This window comes from Halopseudomonas formosensis (assembly GCF_900115905.1).
Classification (GTDB): Bacteria; Pseudomonadota; Gammaproteobacteria; order Pseudomonadales; family Pseudomonadaceae; genus Halopseudomonas; species Halopseudomonas formosensis.
In genome coordinates this window covers 478792-500851 of record NZ_FOYD01000001.1, presented here as the reverse complement: position 1 = coordinate 500851, position 22060 = coordinate 478792, and the positions used below count along the sequence as shown (strand labels likewise).

The 22060-nt window shown below is 64.1% G+C and carries 20 protein-coding genes; 10 read left to right on the top strand and 10 right to left on the bottom strand.

All coding sequences use genetic code 11. The annotated features are described in order from the left end of the window. The first annotated feature begins 15 nt into the window (after positions 1 to 15). Positions 16 to 2037, top strand: coding sequence for a carboxylesterase/lipase family protein (locus BM046_RS02365; RefSeq protein ID WP_090536575.1), 2022 nt, complete (start codon positions 16 to 18; stop codon positions 2035 to 2037). Positions 2038 to 2191: 154 nt separating this feature from the next. Continuing rightward, the gene (locus tag BM046_RS02360) at positions 2192 to 3523 is read left to right on the top strand and encodes a ferredoxin reductase family protein (RefSeq protein ID WP_090536885.1); all 1332 of its coding nucleotides are present in this window, start codon (positions 2192 to 2194) and stop codon (positions 3521 to 3523) included. Positions 3524 to 3593: 70 nt separating this feature from the next. Here the strand turns inward: BM046_RS02360 and BM046_RS02355 are convergent, their stop codons facing one another. The 4 genes from BM046_RS02355 to pchA all read right to left on the bottom strand — a co-directional run bounded on the left by BM046_RS02355 (position 3594) and on the right by pchA (position 7745). Further along, complete coding sequence (locus BM046_RS02355; RefSeq protein WP_090536573.1) at positions 3594 to 5162, bottom strand: FAD-binding oxidoreductase; 1569 nt, start codon at positions 5160 to 5162, stop codon at positions 3594 to 3596. A 13-nt stretch (positions 5163 to 5175) separates the two neighbouring features. Further along, the gene (locus tag BM046_RS02350; protein ID WP_090536571.1) at positions 5176 to 5862 is read right to left on the bottom strand and encodes a hypothetical protein; all 687 of its coding nucleotides are present in this window, start codon (positions 5860 to 5862) and stop codon (positions 5176 to 5178) included. 10 nt (positions 5863 to 5872) lie between these two features. Further along, on the bottom strand, positions 5873 to 6211 hold the full coding sequence (locus tag BM046_RS02345) for a c-type cytochrome (protein ID WP_090536569.1): 339 nt from the start codon (positions 6209 to 6211) through the stop codon (positions 5873 to 5875). Positions 6212 to 6272: 61 nt separating this feature from the next. Next, positions 6273 to 7745 carry a 4-hydroxybenzaldehyde dehydrogenase gene (gene pchA, locus BM046_RS02340; RefSeq protein WP_090536568.1) on the bottom strand — a complete coding sequence of 491 codons (1473 nt, stop codon included), beginning with the start codon at positions 7743 to 7745 and terminating at the stop codon, positions 6273 to 6275. Between the two features lie 240 nt (positions 7746 to 7985). On the opposite strand from pchA, the gene BM046_RS02335 reads away from it, so the two are divergent. Further along, positions 7986 to 9788, top strand: a complete 1803-nt coding sequence (locus BM046_RS02335) for a sigma-54-dependent Fis family transcriptional regulator (RefSeq protein ID WP_090536566.1) — start codon at positions 7986 to 7988, stop codon at positions 9786 to 9788. A 62-nt stretch (positions 9789 to 9850) separates the two neighbouring features. Here BM046_RS02335 and BM046_RS02330 read toward each other — a convergent pair whose 3' ends face one another. Together BM046_RS02330 and BM046_RS02325 are read right to left on the bottom strand one after the other, a co-directional pair. Further along, positions 9851 to 10939, bottom strand: a complete 1089-nt coding sequence (locus tag BM046_RS02330) for an NAD(P)-dependent alcohol dehydrogenase (RefSeq protein WP_090536564.1) — start codon at positions 10937 to 10939, stop codon at positions 9851 to 9853. A gap of 72 nt (positions 10940 to 11011) precedes the next feature. Further along, complete coding sequence (locus BM046_RS02325) at positions 11012 to 11356, bottom strand: 4a-hydroxytetrahydrobiopterin dehydratase (protein ID WP_090536562.1); 345 nt, start codon at positions 11354 to 11356, stop codon at positions 11012 to 11014. A gap of 130 nt (positions 11357 to 11486) precedes the next feature. On the opposite strand from BM046_RS02325, the gene BM046_RS02320 reads away from it, so the two are divergent. Further along, positions 11487 to 11954 carry a hypothetical protein gene (locus BM046_RS02320; protein ID WP_090536560.1) on the top strand — a complete coding sequence of 156 codons (468 nt, stop codon included), beginning with the start codon at positions 11487 to 11489 and terminating at the stop codon, positions 11952 to 11954. A 55-nt stretch (positions 11955 to 12009) separates the two neighbouring features. Here the strand turns inward: BM046_RS02320 and BM046_RS02315 are convergent, their stop codons facing one another. Continuing rightward, a complete protein-coding gene (locus BM046_RS02315; RefSeq protein ID WP_143084135.1) occupies positions 12010 to 12750 on the bottom strand; it encodes an outer membrane beta-barrel protein in 741 nt (246 codons plus the stop codon). Between the two features lie 161 nt (positions 12751 to 12911). Between BM046_RS02315 and BM046_RS02310 the strand changes: the two genes are divergently transcribed. Further along, positions 12912 to 13688, top strand: a complete 777-nt coding sequence (locus tag BM046_RS02310) for a methyltransferase domain-containing protein (protein ID WP_090536556.1) — start codon at positions 12912 to 12914, stop codon at positions 13686 to 13688. Here the strand turns inward: BM046_RS02310 and BM046_RS02305 are convergent. From BM046_RS02305 to BM046_RS02295, 3 genes are all read right to left on the bottom strand, one after another. After that, positions 13672 to 15036 carry an MATE family efflux transporter gene (locus BM046_RS02305; RefSeq protein ID WP_090536555.1) on the bottom strand — a complete coding sequence of 455 codons (1365 nt, stop codon included), beginning with the start codon at positions 15034 to 15036 and terminating at the stop codon, positions 13672 to 13674. The genes BM046_RS02310 and BM046_RS02305 overlap by 17 nt on opposite strands. A 72-nt stretch (positions 15037 to 15108) precedes the next feature. Continuing rightward, entirely contained in the window at positions 15109 to 15480 is a 372-nt protein-coding gene (locus BM046_RS02300; RefSeq protein WP_090536554.1) for a translation initiation factor Sui1, read from the bottom strand. A 4-nt stretch (positions 15481 to 15484) separates the two neighbouring features. Next, a complete protein-coding gene (locus BM046_RS02295; protein ID WP_090536552.1) occupies positions 15485 to 16471 on the bottom strand; it encodes a DUF2333 family protein in 987 nt (328 codons plus the stop codon). Between the two features lie 239 nt (positions 16472 to 16710). On the opposite strand from BM046_RS02295, the gene dsbD reads away from it, so the two are divergent. The 5 genes from dsbD to prmA all read left to right on the top strand — a co-directional run bounded on the left by dsbD (position 16711) and on the right by prmA (position 21991). Beyond that, a complete protein-coding gene (gene dsbD / locus BM046_RS02290; protein ID WP_090536883.1) occupies positions 16711 to 18501 on the top strand; it encodes a protein-disulfide reductase DsbD in 1791 nt (596 codons plus the stop codon). A gap of 194 nt (positions 18502 to 18695) precedes the next feature. Further along, a complete protein-coding gene (aroQ, locus tag BM046_RS02285; protein WP_090536550.1) occupies positions 18696 to 19139 on the top strand; it encodes a type II 3-dehydroquinate dehydratase in 444 nt (147 codons plus the stop codon). Positions 19140 to 19172: 33 nt separating this feature from the next. After that, complete coding sequence (gene accB, locus BM046_RS02280; RefSeq protein ID WP_090536548.1) at positions 19173 to 19628, top strand: acetyl-CoA carboxylase biotin carboxyl carrier protein; 456 nt, start codon at positions 19173 to 19175, stop codon at positions 19626 to 19628. Positions 19629 to 19647: 19 nt separating this feature from the next. Beyond that, a complete protein-coding gene (gene accC / locus BM046_RS02275) occupies positions 19648 to 20988 on the top strand; it encodes an acetyl-CoA carboxylase biotin carboxylase subunit (protein WP_090536546.1) in 1341 nt (446 codons plus the stop codon). Between the two features lie 112 nt (positions 20989 to 21100). Beyond that, the gene (prmA, locus tag BM046_RS02270) at positions 21101 to 21991 is read left to right on the top strand and encodes a 50S ribosomal protein L11 methyltransferase (RefSeq protein ID WP_090536544.1); all 891 of its coding nucleotides are present in this window, start codon (positions 21101 to 21103) and stop codon (positions 21989 to 21991) included. Positions 21992 to 22060: the final 69 nt, after the last annotated feature.

The window sequence follows — 22060 nt, the reverse complement described above, 5'->3', positions numbered from 1 at the left end:
GACGGAGAAATTTCCATGCATCACAGAAAACACATGGCCAGCCGGACGACCCTGCTGTTCGGCGCCCTGCCTCTGGCACTGATGCTGTCGGGGTGTTTTGACGGCTCTTCCTCGTCCTCCTCGCGGCCCCAGGTACAGACAGGCACCTTCGTCGACAGCCCGGTCGCCGGGCTGGACTATGAAGGGGACCGTACCCGGGCCAGCCGCACCGACGAAGCCGGCCGCTTCGAGTATCGCCGCGGCGAGGCCCTGCGCTTCGCCATTGGCGAGCTGGAGCTGGGCAGCGCGACCGGCGCCGAGGTACTCACGCCGCTGTCGATCACTGCCGACGCAACCGATGCCCAGGACCAGCGTGTGACCAACAAGCTGATCCTGCTGCAGACCCTGGACGCCGACGGCGATCTGAACAACGGCATCCAGATCACCGATGCCATCCGCTCGCGGGTATCGGCCCAGGCGGCGGATATCCGCTTCGATCAACCCCCGGAACAGTTCCGCGACAGCATTGCGGAGCTGATAGCGGCGCTCGAGGCCGACGGTGCCTTCACCGACACCGACCCGCGGCCGCGGAGCATCAGGGGCATCGACCAGGCGCGTGCGCACTTCGCTCGCTCCACCAGCCCGCGCCACACCGTCAGCACTACCTATGGCGAAGTGCGCGGATTCGAGGCCAACGAGCGCACCTGGCAGTTCCTCGGCATTCCCTATGCCAAGCCGCCGATCGGCGAACTGCGCTGGCGCGAGCCCGAGCCGCCCGAGTCCTGGTCCGGGGTACGCGAGGCAGTGGCCTGGGCCGACCAGTCGGCACAGGACATGGCGCTGGAGCGGATCAATGAAGGGGGCATGAGCGAGGACTCGCTGTACCTCAATGTCACAGCGCCCAAGGACGCGGAGAACCTGCCGGTGATGGTGTGGTTCCATGGTGGCGCCTTCGCCATCCTCTCGGCCAACTCGCGCCAGTACAACAATCCCGAAGGGCTGACCGACCGGGGCGTGGTACTGGTGACCGTCAACCACCGTCTCGGCCCGTTCGGCTACCTGGCGCACCCGCTGCTGAGCGCGGAAAGCGGCTACGGCGGTTCCGGCAACTATGGCCAGATGGACCTGGTGATGGCACTGAAATGGGTGAAGGACAATATCGCCGCCTTTGGTGGCGATCCGGGCAACGTCACCCTGTTCGGTCAGTCCGGCGGTGGCGGCAAGGCCTATTCGCTGCTCAACTCGCCCCAGGCGAGCGGACTGTTCCACAAGGCCATAGTCCAGAGTGCCTTCGCACCCCTGGATGAGGACACCACCCCGGCGGCCTCCCTGAGCAGTGCCGAAGCCATCGGCGAGGCGATCTTTGCCCGGGCCGGTGTCAGCACCCTGGAGGAGGCCCGCGCCCTGCCCTGGACCGCCATAGTGCAGGCGGAATCGTCCAACGGCATTACCCGCCAGCTGTACCGGCCCAATGTCGATCACTACTACCAGCCGCAGACCTACTTCGACAATGCGCGCAACGGCATGCCCAGCGATGTCCCGCTGATGGCCGGGGTAACCTCGGGTGACAGCATCAACCACCGGGAGTCCCTGCCCGTCTGGCTGCGGCAGCGTACCGAGGACTATCAGTCCGGCCAGTACGTCTACAAGTTCAGCCAGGTACCCGACGGCTGGGTCCAGCTGGGGCTGCAGAGCTGTCACGGCTGCGAGCTGCCCTATCTGTTCAATCACCCCGAGGGCATGGTGCAGAACTTCCAGCTCGGCCTGGTGCTGACCCCGGAGGGCCGGCGCCCGACGATCGGTGATCTGAACGGCAACGGCGTCAGCGGCTCCCAGGGTGATACCGAGGACATCTTCCTGTCCATGGAGTGGGGCAGCGAGGACGACGCCATCGCCGAGGTCATGATGCAGATGTGGACCAACTTCGCCAGGACCGGTGACCCCGCCCTGGAGGAGTTTGACTGGCCCGAGTACGACCTGGCCGGCGACACCTTCGTGGAGATAGGTCCGCAGGGCGAGCTGACCGTTAAAACCGGCCTGGAAGCGGCCATGGAGTAAACCCCGCTCGGCTGCACACCCCGCAAGGAGGTGTGCAGCCTTCCTGCCCGACCTGTCTTCCCGCTACCGGCAACCCGCCACTTGATCTGGATCATGGCCTGCACGCCGGTCCCGGCGCCTAATGGGGAATCTGACCCTCAGCCGGGAGCAAGTCATGCGTCGCATCACCTGGGTATTCTGGTCGATTCTGGCCGTTCTGGCGTTTCTGTGGCTGCTGGCGGAGCCAGAGGCGTTCCATATCCGCGGGATCTTTCCTGCACGTAGCCTGCTGGCTCAACTCACGGGTGTTCTGGCCATCGGCTGCATGAGCCTGGCCATGCTGCTGGCCCTGCGGCCACGCTGGCTGGAGGCTTGGCTGGACGGGCTGGACAAGATGTACCGGCTGCACAAATGGCTGGGCATCGGCGCGCTGGTGCTGTCCATCCTGCACTGGCTGGTAATCAAGGGGCCGAAGTGGGCGGTGGGCTGGGGCTGGATCACCAGACCCGCCAAGGGCGGCGGCGCCAACCTGTCGACACTGGAAGCCTTTCTGCGCAGCCAGCGCGGGCTGGCGGAAAGCATCGGCGAATGGGCTTTCTATGCGGCGGTGCTGCTGATTGCCCTGGCATTGATCAAGCGTTTCCCCTACCGGCTGTTCTACCAGAGCCATCGCTTGCTGGCGCTGGTCTATCTGGCGCTGGTGGCGCACAGTCTGGTACTGCTCAAGTTCAGCTACTGGACCACACCGGTCGGCTGGGTCACTGCCGCGCTGCTGGCCGTCGGCAGCTGGGCCGCGCTGCAGTCACTGTTCAGACGCATTGGCGCCGAGCGGCGGGTGTCCGGCAGCATTACCGGATTGCACTACTTCCCCGGCGTCCGTTCCCTGCAGGTGGACGCACGGGTGCCGGGCTGGCCGGGGCACAAGCCCGGTCAGTTCGCGTTCGCCGTGTCTGATCGCAGCGAGGGCTTCCACCCCTACACAATCGCCTCCTGCTGGCAACCGCAGGACCCGCAGATCAGTTTCGTGGTCAAGGAACTGGGGGACCATACCCGCACCCTGCGCGAGCAGTTGCGTGTCGGTGAGAAGATTGCCGTGGAAGGCCCCTACGGCTGCTTCACCTTCGATGATGATCGCCGTCGACAGATCTGGGTGGGCGGCGGCATCGGCGTCACCCCTTTCATCGCCCGCCTCCGGCATCTGGCCCGTCACCCGCAGGACAACCGCCCGGTGGACTTCTTCCACAGCACCGCGGAGGTCGACGAGGAGGCGCTGGCCCGACTGACAGAGGATGTCAGCCGCACGCAGGTCCAGCTGCACCTGCTGATCAGCGGCCGCGACGGCTACCTGACCGGCGAACGCATACGCGCCGCAGTACCCGACTGGCGGCAGGCGAGCATCTGGTTCTGCGGCCCGGCCGGATTCGGTCGGGCCCTGCGCGAAGACTTCGCCCGTCAGGGCTTTGATGTGCACCGGCATTTCCATCAGGAAATGTTCGACATGCGCTGAGCGGGTCGGAAACCGGAAACGACAAAGGGCAGCCCGAGGGCTGCCCTTGTCTTTTCCAGCGGCTGGCGGATCAGGACTTGTAGGTGTCCAGATCGATACCGGACCGGCCCGGCGCCAGGATGTTGTTCGGGTCCACCGCACGCTTGATGGCGTGCTCCAGATCCCGTTTGGCCTTGCCGTAGCTCTGGGCCACACGCTCCTGGAAGCGGGTATTGACCCGGTATACGGCGTAACCTTCCTTCTCGAACTCGTCCAGCAGCTCGGCGAAGCAGGCATCGGCGCGCTGGGTTTCTTCCTCGTTGGTGCGATCGTACAGCACGTCGATGACGTGGTGCATGTCACGCGGCGCAACGATGAACTCCGCAACATAGTCCAGGCCGTACTTGTGCAGGACGCGCTTGGCCATGGCCGCCTGTTTGCGGCATTCGCTGCCACGGGCCTCGCTCACCGGCGCGAACCACATGGAGCCACCGCCCCCACGCCAGTTGTACAGACCGAATTCCTGCAGGTTCGGCACACCGGACATCAGCTCGGCGCGGTACTTGAAGGGCTGGGTATCCCCGGCCTCTTCCTGGGTGACGATGCGACCCTTGCCGAGCTTCTTGAACTCGTCGACGATGATCTTCCAGTTGACGTCGACCTGCTCCTGGGTGCCGTACAGTGCCGCGTACAGGTTCCAGGCACCCATGCCGGTGTCCTTCTGGATCTGCTTCTGGATCTCGTCGGGGGTGTGGCCCGGCTCGGTGATGTAGTCGGAACGGCGCACGTTGCCGCTGCCCGCTTCCCAGAGGATATTGGCGATCACCGCCGAGTTGGGGATGATCCCGCGGATACGCAGTGGACGCAGGACCTCGACGATCTCGACAATGTCTTCCTCGTTCTCGAAGATGATCTCGAAGGGCTTGAATACCGGCGGCTTGGGCATCAGCCAGAAGCCCATCTTGGTGCAGATACCGTAGTTGGACTGGGTGAACATGCCGTCCAGGGTCGGGCCATAGCCCCACTTGAAGATCTGCCAGGTGTTGCTGCCCTTCACGCCGCCCATGCCGGTGCGATAGACATCACCGTTGGCCAGTACCACTTCCATGCCGCACTGCATCATGAAGTGCTCACCGTAGGGGGTGTAACCCACACCACGGTCCATGGTGTTGCCCACCGGGCCGGCAATGGCCGAGGGTGCGGAGAAGGACAGCATGACCGGCAGGTTGTTTTCCTGGATGTAGTCGTACAGCTGACCGTAGGTCACGCCCGGCTCGACCAGGGCGTAGCACATTTCCGGGTCGACCTTGATGATCCTGTTCATCTTCTTCAGGTCGAGAATGACCTGACCGCGCTGCCCCGGGGCAGCCGAGCCATAACCGAAGTTGCGGCCGGTGGAGATGGTCCAGATCGGAATGCGGTGCTCGTTACAGATCTTCACTACACCCTGGACCTGTTCCACGGTGGTGGCGGTGACTGCGGCGGAGGGCGCGTGGGCGGCGTTCTCCACGGACATCATGATCTTGTTGTAGGGAACCAGCTGCTGCTGTTCCACCAGTACGTTCTCGTTACCCAGCAGGGCGCGGAACTTCTCCACCGCTGCGTTGAATTCCTGCTGCGTCACGCCGCGGGGCAATACGCCATTGTTCTGTTCAGACATGGATCAGACTCCTTCAGGTCTCGATCGAAAAGGAAACGAAGCTGCCATCAAGCGGCGCACCGGCCTGGGCAATCAGCGGAGCGGCGGTCGGACGACCGGCACCCAGCGAACCCAGCAGATAACCGATACCGGCGGCCCACTGGTCAGCGTGGCGCTGGTTGCGCGGTGCGGCGGACAGCTGGCGGGCCGGGGCAGCACTGCCCAAGCGCTCCTCGGTCAGCTCGAAGCCGGCACCGCAGCCATGCAGCTGGCGGCCCAGCTGGCGTGCACAGCCCTCGGCACTGGCCGTATTGAGCAGACGGTGACGGGTGACACCACCCCGGGCGGTGTGCTGGCCGAGCCATTCGACGCGGGCGCCGGCGCTGCGCGCCATGTCCACCACCAGGGCGGCACTGGCATCATCCAGCAGGCCGATCAGCCGCATCTTCCGGCCGCTGCCCAGCTGGCTCTGCAGGCTCAGCAGGTCGGTCAGGTCACCCCCGATCTGGCGCACCTGTACCGCCGCACCGGTGGCCCGGGCACCCTGCACGAAGGCCGACTGTTCGGCACCCTGATTGACCAGCACCAGCGCGGGGCGAGCCGCTGAACTGCGCGGGCTGCCGTGGGCCGCACCCAGGGCAGGCAGGGCACCGCCCAGAGTCAACCCGGCGAGGCTGCCCAAGGCCATGCCCTTGAGGACGAAACGACGATCCATACTCATGCGCTCCTCCTCATTTCTGCTTCGGCTGGTGAGCAGGCAGGCTGGCGATGTACTCGGTTACCTGAGCCAGGGATTCGTCATCGATATAGGCCTCGGGAAACGCCGGCATGGCGCGGAAGCCGTTACGCACGATCGCCTTCACGTACTCGAACGGCAGACCACGCCCCTGGATCGGCACACCCACACCCACTTCAGGCTTGTGGCACTTGCCGCAGAGGTTGTCATACAGCTCCTGACCGTTTTCCCACTGGGCAGCCTGCGCGCCCGCGCCAAACATCAGCGCCAGCGGCAGAACCACGGCGGCGCCCAGGGCGGCCCGGCCGGGCAGCATGCGTGAACGAGATTTCATGTTTTGCTCCTTCTTATGAAAAGCGCTTCCCCGGCAGTTGCATGGCTCGCCGGGGTGCTGCTCAGAACGGGTACGGACGCGGTGCGTGCTGAACCGTGATCCAGTGATCAGTGGTGAATTCCTCGATGGCCCAGTCACCGTTGAAGCGACCCAGACCGGAGTTCTTCTCACCACCGAAGGGGGCGTTCGGCTCATCGTTGACCGGCATGTCGTTGACATGGGTCATGCCCGCACGGATGCCCTGGGCGAAGGCCACGCCCTTGGAGATGTCACGGGTGAACACGGTGCTGGACAGGCCGTACTCAGTGCTGTTGGCCAGCTCCAGCGCATGGGCGGCGTCACGGGCGGACTGGATGCCCACCAGGGGTCCGAAGATCTCTTCCCGGGCGATCTCCATGTCGGCGGTGACGTTGCCGAAGACATGGGGCGGCATCACGTTGCCCTGGGGCTCGCCGCCCACCAGCAGGGTTGCGCCTTCTTCCTGGGCAAGGCGAATCTTGTCCTTCAGGCCGTCCAGCTGCCTGGCATTGATCACCGGACCGACCACGGTCTCGGGCTTGCTCGGATCACCGTAGGGCAGCGCCTTGACCCGCTCGACGTAACGGCGGGTAAATTCCTCCAGCAGCGGCTGCTCGACGATGATGCGGTTGATCGCCATGCAGATCTGGCCCTGGTGCAGGAACTTGCCGACCACGGCAGCGTTCACCGCCGCGTCCACGTCAGCGTCGGCCAGCACCACAAAGGGACTGTTGCCACCCAGCTCCAGTGCCACATGCTTGAGGTGCTCGCCACCGCTGGCGATACGGCCGATATTGCGGCCCACCGGGGTGGAACCGGTGAAGGAGATGAAGGAGGGGATCGGGTGCTCGACAAAGGCATCACCGATTTCCGAACCGGCGCCCACCACCACACTGAGTACACCGGCCGGCAGACCGGCTTCCTCGAATATGCGCGCCAGCAGCAGACCGCCGGTTACCGGGGTATCACTGGCCGGCTTGATGACGACCGCGTTGCCCAGTGCCAGTGCCGGGGAAACTGACCGGGCGCTCAGGTGCAGGGGGAAGTTCCAGGGACTGATGACCCCGATCACGCCCAGGGGTGCGCGGTACACACGACTTTCCTTGCCAGGTACATCGGTCGGCAGGATGCGGCCGTGGCAGCGACCCGGCAGACTGGCCGACTCCAGGGTGATGGACCGGGCTGCGCCCCACTCGATCTGCGCCTTGATGCGGGTACTGCCGGACTCGCGGATCAGCCAGTCGACGATCTCGTCCTTGCGCTCATCGAAGATCTCGACCGCCCGGCGCATGATCTGGCCACGTGCGGTCGGCCCCATCGCGGCCCACTCGACCTGCGCCTGAGCAGCCTTGCGGTAGGCTTCATCCAGATCTTCCCGGGTAGCCATGGGCAGGCTCAGCAGCTGTTCCCCGGTGAAGGGATCGGTTACGTCCAGGTTGCGGCTGGCGCTGCCGGCACGCCATTGACCACCGATCGGCTGCAGCTCCAGATTCTGATAGACAGGCTTGCTAGTCATCTGTTTTCTCTCTCATGTGTTCGATGCCCCAATACCCGCCGGCAGATCGTGAAGATCCTCAGGGCACAGTAAAGGATGTCCGGACTTTACAAGTTCTGTGCCAGAACCAGCATAGGCGACGAATCGCCGCACATCCACGCGCACACGTGGGATCGCCCGACGACACGAAGAAAAGAATCGTAGAATTTTCAACACTGCGTATAATTGAACGCACAAATTTCAACGCACGGCAGGCAGACCATGGCAGATATTCCCGCCTATGCGGAGAAGCTCCTCGAGAGACTGATGGCGGACCGCCGCAATCTCTTCGTTCGCTCCTCCGATCAGCTCAGCAATGGCTACCCCTCTCCCGACCAGTTGGCCGAGGCGATTGCCTTTGCCCCTGCCCAGGGCAACATCTGGCTGTTCGGTCGGCGCTACCTGCTGATGCAGAGTGGCGCCTTCGGTGAAATCCGGCGCGAACTGATCCGCGAGGCGGGATTGGAAAAGGCCCGGGGCATCTATACCGCCACCGGCTGGCATGCCGGGGCACGGCTTGCGCGGCAGGTGGCACAGCAGTGGCCAACCGGGGATCACGGCAGCCTGTTCAGCGCCGGCCCGCGCCTGCACATGCTCGAGGGCATGGTCAACGTCGAGCCCATCCACTTCGAGATGGACAGCGAAGCCGGCAGCTTCTACAGCGACATGTACTGGCACAACTCGCTGGAGGCCCAGGAGCATCTGGCCCATCACCCGCCGGGGGGTGAGTGCGTGTGCTGGATGCAGACCGGTTTTGCCAGCGGCTACGCCTCCGCCCTGCTCGGACGCATGGTGGTATTCCGCGAGATCGAATGCCGCGCCACCGGGCATGGCGCCTGCCGCATCATCGGCAAGCCCGCCGAGCAGTGGGCGGATCTGGAGAACGACACCCGGGACCCGGAGACCGACGGCTTCTTCAGCCATCTGTTCCACGGCATGGCCGAGCCACACCACAGCGTGCTGCCCGATGACGGCGGCGATCAGATCATGCTAGGGGCCGCTCCCGCCTTCCTGCGGGCCCAGCGCATGCTGCAGCGGGTGGCGCCTACTCAGGCCACGGTGCTGCTGGCCGGGGAATCGGGGGCGGGCAAGGAAATGTTTGCCCAGTACCTGCACCGCCACAGCCCTCGGGCGGACAAGCCGCTGGTCAGCCTCAACTGCGCGTCGCTGCCGGAAAATCTGGTCGAGGCCGAGCTGTTCGGCGTCGAGCGCGGCGCCTATACCGGCGCCGATCGGAGCCGACCGGGGCGCTTCGAGCGGGCCCATGGCGGCACCCTGTTCCTTGACGAGATCGCCTCCCTGAGCCTGGATGCCCAGGGCAAGATACTGCGCGCCCTGCAGGAGGGCGAGATCGAGCGGGTCGGTGGCGACAAGCCGATCCGGGTGGATGTGCGACTGGTGGCCGCCGCCAATGTGCAGCTGCGCGATGAGGTGCGCGCCGGACGTTTCCGCGAGGATCTGTTCTATCGTCTGAATGTCTATCCGATCCAGATCCCCAGTCTGCGCGAGCGACGCGAGGACATACCCCTGCTGATGAACCATTTCCTGCAGCGTTACTGCCAGCTGCATCAGCGCGATGTACGTGGCTTTACCAGCCGGCTGATGAACAGCCTGCTGACCCACCCGTTTCCCGGCAACATCCGCGAGCTGCAGAACCTGATCGAGCGCGGCGTGATCAGTTGTGATGAAGGCGAGCCCATGGACCTGCCGCACATCACCCTCAACGGTGAGCTGCTGGAAGGCGACCCCGCCCTGGGCCTGAACGCCGAGGGCAAGCTGGATATCAGCCCCACCCCGGCACCACTGCACGTGTCCGACGAGGGACTGGGGCCGCTGCCGCCCCCTGTCGCGCGCCTGATGGCCTTCCTCAACGGCAAGGACGCCCGCCTGCAGACCGCGATCAGCGAGATCGAGGACCTGCTGATCGACCACGCCCTGAACCGCACCGATGGCAACGTGACCGCGGCCGCGCACCTGATCGGCCTGAGCCGGGCACAGATCAATTACCGTTTGAAAGGCAGATAGCAAACCGGCGGCGGGCGCCGCCGGCAGCCGTCACCACAGGGCGCGGTGACGGCGAGCGTGGGTCAGGACAGGCGCAGAATCGGCTTGACCGCCGTGCCGTTGGCCGAATCCTCGAAGGCCTGGTTGATCTGATCGAAGTCGTAGAACCTGACCAGTTTGTCGAAGGGGAACTGCCCGGCCTTGTAGTATTCCACCAGCTTGGGAATGAACACCCGGGGTACCGAGTCACCCTCGATCACGCCGATCATGCTCTTGCCCTCGGCCATCAGGTCATTGTGCACGTCGATGCTCATCTCCGGGGTCACCCCGACAATGGCCACCACACCCAGCGGCCGCAGGGCATGCATGCTCTGGCGCACCACCGGCGGCACCCCGGTGGTTTCCACCGCGTAGTGCACCCCGCCGCCGCTGGCTTCGCGGATTTCCTTGACCACATCCACCTGCCTGCCGTTCAGGGCATGGGTCGCCCCCAGCTCCCTGGCCAGCTCAAGGCGGCTGTCATGCACGTCGATGGCGTAGATCTGCTGGCAGCCGGCGATCTTCGCCGCCATGATAGCGCTCAGGCCGACGGCACCGCAGCCATACACGGCAATGCTGGTGCCGAACTCGGGGCGCAGGCGGTTGAGCACAGTACCGGCGCCGGTCTGGATGCCACAACCCAGCGGCCCGAGCAGGGCCAGATCCACATCCTTGTCGACCTTCACCACGTTGCGCTCGTGGGCAATCACCTGGGCGCCGAAGGAGGACTGACCGAAGAAGGTATGCACATCGGTGTCGCCCTGATGGATGCGGCAGCTGTGGTCCTCCATGCAGCCACCGAAATTGAGCTCGTTGAAGCGCGAGCACACGGTGGGGTGGCCGGTCAGGCAGTTCTCGCACTGGCCACAGTGGGCAAAGGACATGACCACATGATCACCCACCGCCACGCTGCTGACGTTCTCGCCGACTTCCTCGACGATACCCGCTCCCTCGTGTCCCAGCACGATGGGATAGGGGGAAATGCCCAGGTCCCGGGCTACCGCGTCGGTGTGGCAGACGCCGGTCGCCACCACCTTGATGCGCACTTCTCCCGCCTTGGGTGCAGAGAGGGTGACTTCCTCGATACTGAATTCCTTGCCCTGGGCATGGGTTACTGCAGCTTGAATCTTCATATCTGACTCCATGTGAGTTCCTAGTGGAAACAGGTCGGTCGTCTTGCAGGCAAAAACCAGACCAACTCACCATCAACTACTGGTGACAAGCTGATCAGTTCGCGCTGCCATGACGAAATCGTTGCGGTGCAGGCCATGGATCTTGTGCGTCCACCAGCGCACCGTCACCCTGCCCCATTCCACCAGAATCGCCGGATGATGGCCCTGCGCCTCGGCCAGCTCGCCGACCCGGTTGGCAAAGTCCATTGCGCGGGCGAAATCGGGAAAGTGAAAGCAGCGCAGCAACTGTTCGACACCCTCTATCCGTGTGAGGGTCCACTCGGGAATCTGCGGCAGCAGCTGCTCCCGCTCCGCCTCGGTGACCCTTGGTGCATCGGCGCGGCAGGCCTCGCAGTGCTGCTCGGTCAGTCTGGACATGATTCGACACCCCTGTGGTTGAGGACAATACTTCTAGGTTAGTCCAGTCCCCGACTTACATGGGCGTTGTCGGGCAAATCTGTGCCCGGCGATCACCACGGGACTGGCCAGACACCTCACAGGAGGCCCCATGACCAACAATGCCGCCTCTGGTCGGAACCGCTTCGCCGGTCATGCCGAAGCCACCGACCTGAGCCATTTCGAACGCCACAATTACAGTGGAGACCGCGAGGAGCAGGCTGCCTTCGAGCGCCTGGTTCGCCTGTGCAAGGAGGTTGCCCGCCGCTTGCGCGCCAACGGACCGGGCGTGGTCGCCATCATGGCTGACCACGTGTGCTGGGCGTCACCACTGTTCACTGCCGAGGAGCCGCTGGTCTCGGCGCTGGCACAGGATCTGGCTCATACGGAATTCACCTATGCCTTCTTTCCCTCCCATTCGGAGGATCTGACAGCAGCGGAACTGGAGGATATCGCCGATGCCGTGCAGCACTGGCTGGACAACCCGTCCTTCGAGGCGGTGGATCAGGCAGAGCTGGACAGAGCGGTGCACGTGATCATGGAACGCTGGGATGACGACGACTGTCGGCACCTGAACTGAGGGAGGGAAATACACAGAGAGCCAGATCGGCTGACTCCCTGCAGGCAGGGCTGGCTTAGAACGCCATACCCAGGGTGATGCCGAACTCGTTGCTTTCCAGCTCGGTATTCTGAGCCAGATCCTGACGGTTCTTCAGCTCATAGTTGGTCTGGGTGTAATACAGACCAGCGGTAAACCCGCTGTCCCACAGGAAGTTCAATTCTGCATAGGGGTTGAACTTCTCGTCCAGATCCACGGTTTCACTACCGACGCCGTCGAGCTTGATCTTGGCTTCCCCTTCGATGGAATAACGGGTACCCACTTCCAGGCGGGTAATTACATTGTTACCCCGGTGATGCCAGCCCACTGCAGCCTTGGCGAAGGGGCTCTTGTTACTCAACTCGACATCGCCTACCGAGCGGTCATCCATTTCAAAACGGGTCCAGTCATAACCGACACCGACCAGCACATCGAAGTTGCTGTTGTTGTTCAGCGGCATCCGCATACCCAGGTCGAGATCGGCACGGGCGTCCTTGATCTCGTCGTCACCACGCTCACCGTAACGGCCGTTGGCGCCGATCTGGAAGATGACCCCGGGGCCGCCGGTCATCTTGTTGCCGTAGTTGTAGAAGATACCTACCTTACCCACATCATCATCGCGACCGTCGATTCTGTCGTTGTCGGAGTTGAACTCGTACTCGTTATAGGCGCCAATAAGCCCCAGGTTGGAAATGGGTTGCTCGGCAGCCAGTGCAAGCATCGGGCTCATGATCAGACCGGCAGCGGAAGCGTGGATCAAAGTAGTACGAAGGCGCATAGGTATTTCCTCTTTGTATTTGCCTGAGTAACTACCGACAGAACACGTTTTATTAAGTTCGATAATTTTGATGTTTCGCTTAACTGCAGGTTCAGCCCGAGCGCTCTGATATAATCGCCTCCCACCGCCGCGCTTCAGCTGTTGTTTCTCCGGACCTTCACATGACTGATCGCTACTTTGATCAACTGGGCACGCACTTCGCGCGCAAGATCTACTCCAGCACCAAGGGCGCCATCCGCCTGGCCGTGCTGCAACGCGATCTTCGCCAGTGGCTGCCCGAGCTGGCCGGCGACGGCCCGCTGGATATCCTCGACGTAGGTGCAGGACTCGGTCATATGAGCGAGTGGCTGCTGCGCCAGGGACATCAGCTGACCATCAGCGAACCCTCCGCCGAAATGCTCGAGGCCGCCCGGGCCCGGCTGCAGGCAGTGGAGATATCAGCACCGCCATGGCAGGCCCTTGACCTGCCACTGCAACGGTTGCCCGAACGGGGGCAGCGTCATGATCTGGTTATCTGCCATGCGGTACTGGAGTGGCTGGCCGACCCGGCTGCTGCCCTGGCCGACCTGCGCGCACTGGTGCGCCCGGGCGGCGCCCTGTCCCTGGCCTTCTACAACCGCGACGCGCTGATCTACAAGAATCTGATCAAGGGCCAGTTCCGCAAGCTGCAGCGAAATCAGCTGGCCGGCATGGGCCGGCGCGGCCTGACGCCGCAGCAACCGCTGGATCCGCGGCAGGTACAGCAATGGATAGCTGAGGCGGGGTTCGATTGCCGCTACATGACCGGGGTACGGGTATTCCACGATTACATGCCCGAGCCCTTCAAGTCCGAGGCGGACGAACAACAGGTGATCGAACAGGAGCTGCTGTACAGCACCCATCCGGCCTACCTGCATCTGGGCCGTTATCTGCATTGCTGGCTCAGGCCGAAGGATTGAGCCCCAGCGGCTGCATCCAGCGATCACGGCGCCACAGCCAGAAGAACCAACCGCCAAGCAAGGCGCCCCGCGCCAGCATGAACAGGTAAAAGCCCAGCCACAGGCCGTGGTTGCCGCTGTCGCGCAGCAGCCAGGCCGCCGGCACATAGATCAGCAGCACCGCCGCCAGCATGGCATTGCGCATGTCCCGGGCCCGGGTGGCGCCGATGAACAGCCCATCCAGCAGATAGCTCCACACCGCCACCAGCGGCATCCAGGCCATCCACGGCAGGTAGAGGGTCGCCACCGAGCGGATGGACTCCACCGAGGTCAGCAGACTGATGATCCAGCCGCCCAGCAGATTGAAGGCCAGCACAAAACCGCTGCCGACCACCAGGGACCAGAAGGTACTGACCACCAGCACCCGCTTGAGCGCCTGACGATTGCGCTGCCCCAGGGCATGGCCACCCAGGGCCTCCACTGCATGGGCCAGGCCATCCAGTCCGTGGGAGGTGATCAGCAGGAAGTTGAGCAGCACCGCGTTGGCCGCCACCACCGAATCGCCGAGACGCGCGCCCTGCAGCACCAGCAGATAGAACACCAGCTCCAGCGCCAGGGTGCGGATCAGGATGTCGCGGTTGACCCGGATCAGCGGTGCGGCTCCGCGCAGGCGCAGCGCCGCCGACCAGTCTGTCACCCCGGGGTAGCGCGCCAGTACCGGTCTCAGCAGCCACAGACCCAGCAGCAGGCCGGCATAGTCCCCGACGACGGTCGCCCAGGCTGCTCCCGCGACACCCCAGCCCAGCACCAGCACAAAGAGCACATCCAGCGCTATGTTGGTCAGGTTCACCGTCAGCAACAGGTACAGGGGCGCGCGGCCACGCTGGGCGCCGATAAACCAGCCGACCAGCACGAAGTTGGCCAACGCCGCCGGCAGGCTGATCAGTCGAATGTTGAAATACAGCCGCGCCTGTTCCAGCAGGGCCTCGCTGCTGTCGATAAAATGCAGCGCGATATTCAGCAGGGGCCGGTGAACCAGCCACACCAGCAGGGCCAGCAGCAGCGCCAGCCACAGCGCCTGCAGCAATACCAGACGCAGGCGGTCACCATCCCGCGCCCCACAGGCCTGCGCCACGAAGCCGGTGGTACCCATGCGCAGGAAGCCCGCTGCCCAGAGGATGAAAGTGATCAGGGTGGCGCCGACCGCCACGCCACCCAGATGGTGGGCGCCATCCAGATGCCCGATCACGGCGGTGTCCACCAGTCCGACCACGGGCACGCTGATATTGGACAGGATCATCGGCGTCGCCAGCGCCCAGACCTGACGATGGGTCGGGCGGTGGCGCGCAGCGGAGAACAGGGAAGACAACGTCATGGCGTGCCGGCGGCGGCCAGCCGTTGCCGGGCACGCGCCCGGCAACCGGAGATCAGCAGCATCGCATCAACCGCCTGCCCTTTTGGTCTTGAAACCTTCGGCCGTCAGCCAGTCACACAGCATGTCGGCGCGATCACCCTGGATCTCGATGACCCCGTCGACCACGGAACCGCCGCAACCGCAGCGGGCCTTGATCCGTTTGGCCAGCGCCTTGAGCTCATCGGCGGGCAGCGCCAGCCCGCTGATGGTGGTCACCGTCTTGCCGCCGCGGCCCTTGGTCTCCCGGCGTACCCGGGCGATCCCGTCACCAGCCGGAAGCTGTGGCTGACCGCAGATGCAGGCATCCTGCGGTTGTCGGCAATCGGGACACATGCGTCCGCTGTCAGTGGAGTACACCAGTCCACCCAGGGCTCCGAAACCGGTCTGTCGCTTGGCCATGAACTCAACCCTGCTCCAGCAGTCGACGCAGGTCGATCAGCCCGGCGTTGGCCCGGGACAGATAGTTGGCCATGACCAGCGAATGGTTGGCCAGCACACCGAAGCCACCACCATTGAGGATCATCGGACTCCATACGGTCTCCTGGGTCGCCTCCAGCTCGCGGATGATCTGGCGCAGGCTGACCAGGGCATTCTTCTTGTCCAGCACCTCGGCGTAATCCTTTTCCACCGCACGCAGCAGGTGCGCCAGCGCCCAGGCACTGCCCCGCGCCTCGTAGAAGACGTTGTCGATCTGCAGCCAGGGGGTCTTCTTGCGCTCACGTCCACCATCGGTCAGCGGTGCCCGTGCCACGCTGGAGGACAGCCGCTGGGACAGCGAACCCAGACGCGTGCTGGCATCGCCTATCCAGGCCGCGAGGTTGTCGGCACGGGCGTAGAAGCTGGCATTGCCGCTCTCCAGACGACCTATGTAGTCATCCAGCAGGCGCACGGCACTGCGGTATTCGCTCTCACTGGCGGGCAGTGCCCAGCTGTTGTGATCGAAATGCAGCAGCGGTTCGGCCTTGGCCAGCGCCGCATCCTCGGTGGACTGCGACTGGGAACGCGCCATGTCCCGGCGCATGGCCCGTGCCATGTCACGCACCTGGACCAGCACACCGAATTCCCAGCTGGGCATGTTGTCCAGCCAGATGCCGGGAGGGGTGATGTCATTGCTGATGAAGCCGCCGGGCTTCTCCAGCAGGGTCATTGAAAGCGCACGCACCGTGCGGGCGGTATGGGATCCGGTGGTGAGGGAGTTGCTGGCCCCGACCGGGAGTACGTTCAGTTCGTTCAGACCCGGCTCACGGCTCCAGTACCAGCCGACCAGCAGGCAAATGAACAGATAGACAATGAGTACTGCACCGATCACTGTGCCCAGGGTGCGACTGCGACCACCACCGAGGCGATCGCCGAGTCCGTCCGCACCGCTAAAACGTCTGTTGAATTTCATCTGGCTCCCCCTCTTCATGCGCCGCGGCAAGCATACCATCTGGACCGTGACAGCACAGCCGCCTGCCATTGTCCTCTGGCTCAGCATAGACGGTTCCGGCGCACCCTGACCGGCGCCACCCCGGAGATGGTGCCTGGCAACCCGAACGCACCCCGCACCGAAAAATATGGTGGCAAAGCGGGCATGGCATTCGCGGCGACAGGCAGTATCATAGCCCCAAGCCCATTTCGGACATGCCCATGCCGCTTTCACGTATCCTGCTGTTCCTGCTACTGGTAATGTGCAATACGGTGCTGGCCCAGACCAGCCTGACCGGCAACACCGGCAATGGCATCTCGCTGCTGGACAATGTCGGCAGTACCGCCCGCTTCCTGCCGGTGCATGAGGCCTTCCGCCCCGGCCTGGTTCAGGCCGACCGCGAGCGCATCGAACTGCAGTTCGATATCGCCCCGGAATACTATCTCTATCGCCATCGCCTGAGCTTCGAGCTGCTCGGCGGTGATGACAGCATCCGCCAGACCCGGCTGCCCGATGGCAAGGCCATTCACGACGAGTTCTTCGGCGACGTCGAGGTCTACTACACCAGCCTCAACGTGGTGCTGGACATTACCCCGGGGAACAGCCCCGCGCGGCAGCTGCGGGTCGAATACCAGGGCTGCGCTGATGCCGGCCTCTGCTACCCGCCGGAAATCCACACCCTGGATCTGCCCGGCGCAGGCGGTGCGCCCGGCGTTGCCGAGTCCTCCGATGACGACGGATCCCTCGGCTGGTCCCTGCTGTTGCTGTTTGCCGCTGGCCTGGCCCTGACCTTCACCCCCTGCGTACTGCCCATGGTGCCGATACTCACCGGCATGGTACTGGGGCGAACCGACATCGACCGCACCCGGGCCTTCATCCTGTCGCTCAGCTATGTGCTGGGCATGGCCCTGACCTTTGCCCTGGTCGGCGCCCTGATCGGCCTGTTCGGCGCGGCGCTGAACATACAGGCGCGCCTGCAGTCACCCTGGGTGCTGGGCACCTTCGCCGCCTTCTTCGTGCTCTTTGCCCTGGCCATGTTCGATCTGTACCAGATGCGCCTGCCGGCCTTCATCCGCGAGCCGGCCGAACGCCTGGGCAGCCGCACCCGGGGCGGCTCGGTACCCGGCGCCGCCGCCATGGGCGTGCTCTCTTCGCTGGTGGTCTCGCCCTGCATATCCGCCCCCCTGGCCGGTGCGCTGGTCTATATCAGCGCCACGGGTGATGCCATCGGAGGCGCGCTGCAGCTGTTTGCCCTGGCACTGGGCATGGGTGTGCCGCTGATTCTGGTGGCGATGTTCGGCAGTGCCCTGCTGCCGCGCTCGGGCCCCTGGCTGAACAGCGTCAAGCAGACTTTCGGCTTCGGCCTGCTGGCGGTCGCCATCTGGCTGCTGGAGCGGTTCATTCCGGGGCCGGCCAGCCTGGCGCTGTGGGCCGCGCTGGCCGCCGGCATCGCCGTGCAGCTGGGCCTGTTCGACCGGCTGCCGCGTTCCGGTGTGGGTCGGCTGGCCCAGACTGCCGCCCTGCTGCTGGCCATCTATGCCGCCGCCGCACTGTTCGGCGCCCTGTCAGGGGCAAGCGATCCCCTGCGTCCGCTGCAGAACCTGCGTGGAGCGGGTACCCCGACGGCTGTGGAAGCGTCCGGCTACTTCGAGCGCGTTACCGAGGTTGATCAGCTCAAGCAACGCCTGCAGCAAGCCCGTACCAGCGGTCAGCCGGCCATCGTCGAGCTGTCCGCCGACTGGTGCATCAGCTGCAAGGTGATGGAGCGCGACATCCTCAATCAGCCCGTTGTGCGCAGCGCCGGGCTGGATGACCTGATGCGCATCCAGCTGGATGTGACCGACAACACCCCTGCCCAGCGGGCCTGGATGACCGAGCAGCAATTGTTCGGCCCACCGGCGTTCCTGTTCTTTGATGGCCAGGGCCGGGAAATAACGGATCTGCGCATTCAGGGCGAGGTATCGCGGGAGGTATTCCTGCGGCACCTGCAGCGGGCGATCGGCGCGCGATAACCCCTCCCTCGCCTCCGTCCCGCCCCGGCGGGAAAGGGGCATGCGCAGGCCCAAGTTCCACAAAAACAGGGCAATCATGCTGCCATCTGATGGCATCGAACTGCTTCTGGACAGCTGTTTTTTTATCCGGCAAACTCTGCCCTCATTCATGACCACAGAGTCAATCACTCACTTCCGCCGTGGAATAGTCCTCAATGGCCCGTATCCTGGTTCTGCATGGCCCCAATCTCAACCTGCTCGGCACCCGCGAGCCGGGTGTCTATGGCGCGGTCACCCTGGCGCAGATCAATGCCCGCCTCGTCCAGCAGGCCAGCGAACTGGGGCATCAGCTGGAGGCACTGCAGAGCAACGCAGAGCATGAGCTGATCGCGCGCATTCACGCTGCGCGGGAGGACGGCACCCGGTTCATCATCATCAATCCCGCCGCATTTACCCATACCAGTGTCGCAATACGTGACGCGTTGCTGGCGGTGAGCATCCCATTCATCGAAGTGCATCTTTCCAACGTGTACAAACGTGAGCCTTTTCGCCATCACTCCTATTTCTCGGACGTTGCCGAGGGCGTGATCTGCGGGCTGGGAGCCGAGGGTTATACCCTGGCACTGCAGGCAGCTGCACACCGAATTGAAGAAAACTGAAAACGACTACATTGCCCTGGAGCGCAAATATCAATGGATATCCGCAAAGTAAAGAAACTCATCGAACTGCTTGAAGAGTCCGGCATCGACGAGCTGGAGATTCACGAAGGCGAGGAGTCCGTACGGATCAGCCGCCACAGCCAGAAAGCGGTCGCCCCTCAGCAGTACGTCCAGGCTCCCATGGCCGCTGCACCGGCTCCCGCTGCCGCTCCGGCTGCTGCCCCGGTCGCCGAAGCCGCTCCGGCCGAGCCTTCCGGTCACCTGGTGCGCTCGCCCATGGTCGGTACCTTCTACCGTTCGCCGTCCCCCGAGTCCCCGGCCTTCGTTGAAGTCGGCCAGACCGTCAAGGCCGGCGACGTGCTGTGCATCGTTGAAGCCATGAAGATGATGAACCACATCGAAGCCGACAAGAGCGGTGTCATCCAGGCTATCCTGGTCGACAACGGCCAGCCGGTCGAATTCGATCAACCCCTGTTCAGCATCGCCTGAGCCCGACCCGGAGGCTGCGATGCAGAAAGTACTCATAGCCAACCGCGGCGAGATTGCACTGCGCATCATCCGTGCGTGCAAGGAGCTGGGGTTGAAGACAGTGGCGGTGCATTCCACCGCCGACCGTGAACTCATGCACCTGGCCATGGCCGACGAGACCGTGTGCATAGGTCCGGCCATTGCCACCGAGTCCTACCTGAACATTCCGCGCATCATCAGTGCGGCCGAGGTGACCGGTGCCGACGCCATCCACCCCGGCTACGGTTTCCTCGCGGAAAACGCCGATTTTGCCGAACAGATCGAGCGTTCCGGCTTCACCTTCATCGGCCCCAGCGCCGACGTGATCCGCCTGATGGGGGACAAGGTGTCGGCCATCGAGGCAATGAAGAAGGCCGGCGTACCCACGGTGCCCGGTTCCGATGGCCCGCTGCCGGAAGACGAGCAGAAGTGCCTGCAGATCGCCAAGCGTGTCGGCTACCCGGTGATCATCAAGGCTTCCGGTGGTGGTGGCGGCCGTGGCATGCGCGTGGTGCACAAGGAAGAGGATCTGATCAAGTCGATCCGTCTGACCCGCACCGAGGCTGGCGCCGCCTTCGGCAACCCCATGGTCTACCTGGAGAAGTTCCTGACCAATCCCCGTCACGTGGAAGTTCAGGTGCTGTCCGACGGTCAGGGCAATGCCATTCATCTGGGCGATCGGGACTGCTCGCTGCAGCGCCGCCACCAGAAGATCATCGAGGAAGCGCCTGCCCCGGGCGTTGACGAGAAGGCCCGTGCCGAAGTCCAGGCCCGCTGCGTACAGGCCTGTATCGAGCTGGGTTACCGCGGCGCCGGCACCTTCGAGTTTCTCTACGAGGACGGTCAGTTCTTCTTCATCGAGATGAACACCCGTATCCAGGTGGAGCATCCGATCTCCGAGATGGTCACCGGTATCGACATCCTCAAGGAGCAGATCAAGGTCTGTGGCGGCCTGCCCCTGAGCCTGAAGCAGGAGGATGTGGTCATCCGCGGGCACGCCATCGAGTGCCGGATCAACGCCGAAGACCCCACCAGTTTCCTGCCCAGCCCGGGTACCGTGAGCTTCTTCCACGCGCCGGGCGGTAACGGCGTACGGGTCGACTCGCACCTGTACAGCGGTTACAAGGTACCGCCGAACTACGACTCGCTGGTCGGCAAGCTGATCACCTACGGCGCCACCCGTGACGAGGCGATGGCGCGGATGCGCAATGCCCTGGACGAGCTGGTGGTCGACGGCATCAAGACCAACACCCCGCTGCACCGGGAGCTGGTACGCGATGAGGGTTTCTGCAAGGGTGGCGTGAACATCCACTACCTGGAAAAGAAACTCGGCATCAGCTGACCGACCGCAGTATCACGAGTATGATTCGTGTTGAGGGGAGCGACCTGTCGCTCCCCTTGTCGTTTCTGCCGAGACCCACGCTGACAGCACGAACTTTCTGAAGGAAGCCCCTATGCCCTGGTTGCAACTGCGTCTTGCCATCACTCCGGAACAGGCCGAGCCCATGGAGGACCTGCTGCTGGGACTGGGCGCCGTCTCGGTCACCTTCATGGACGCCGAGGACCAGCCGATCTTCGAGCCGGACCTGGGCACCACACCCCTGTGGCAGCATACCCACCTGCTGGCCCTGTTCGAGGCCGATACCGAGCGCCAGCCGCTGCTCGATCTCCTGCAACAGCTGTGGCAGCAGCCGTTGCCCGAATACCAGTTCGAGGACATTGCCGACCAGGACTGGGAACGCAGCTGGATGGACAATTTCCAGCCGATGCGCTTCGGCCGGCGGCTGTGGATAGTGCCCAGCTGGCACGAGGCGCCGGACTCCCAGGCGGTCAACCTGCTGCTGGACCCGGGCCTGGCCTTCGGCACCGGCACCCACCCGACCACCGCCCTGTGCCTGGAGTGGCTGGATGGACAGGACGTGCGCGGCCTGAACGCAATCGATTTCGGCTGCGGCTCCGGCATCCTCGCCATTGCCGCGCTGCTGCTGGGGGCCGAACGGGTCACCGGCACCGATATCGATCCCCAGGCCCTTGAGGCTTCCCGGGACAACGCCCAGCGCAACGGCATCGCCGATGAGCGTTTTCCCCTGTATCTGCCCGAGGCCATGCCCGCCGAGCCGGCCGACCTGCTGCTGGCCAACATCCTCGCCGGCCCCCTGGTCAGCCTGGCACCGCAGCTGATCTCCCTGGTCAGACCGGGCGGGCGCATTGCCCTGTCCGGCATTCTGGCCGAGCAAACCGAAGAGATCCTGGCAGCCTATCGCGACGCTTTCGAGCTGGACCCGGTGGCCGAGAAGGACGGCTGGATCCGGGTCACCGGCGTGCGCCGGGGCGTGGCGCCGTGAGACAGTTGCAGGCACAATATGCCGCAGCCGTCCCCCGCGGGCAGCAGATGATCAACGACTGAAGGATCC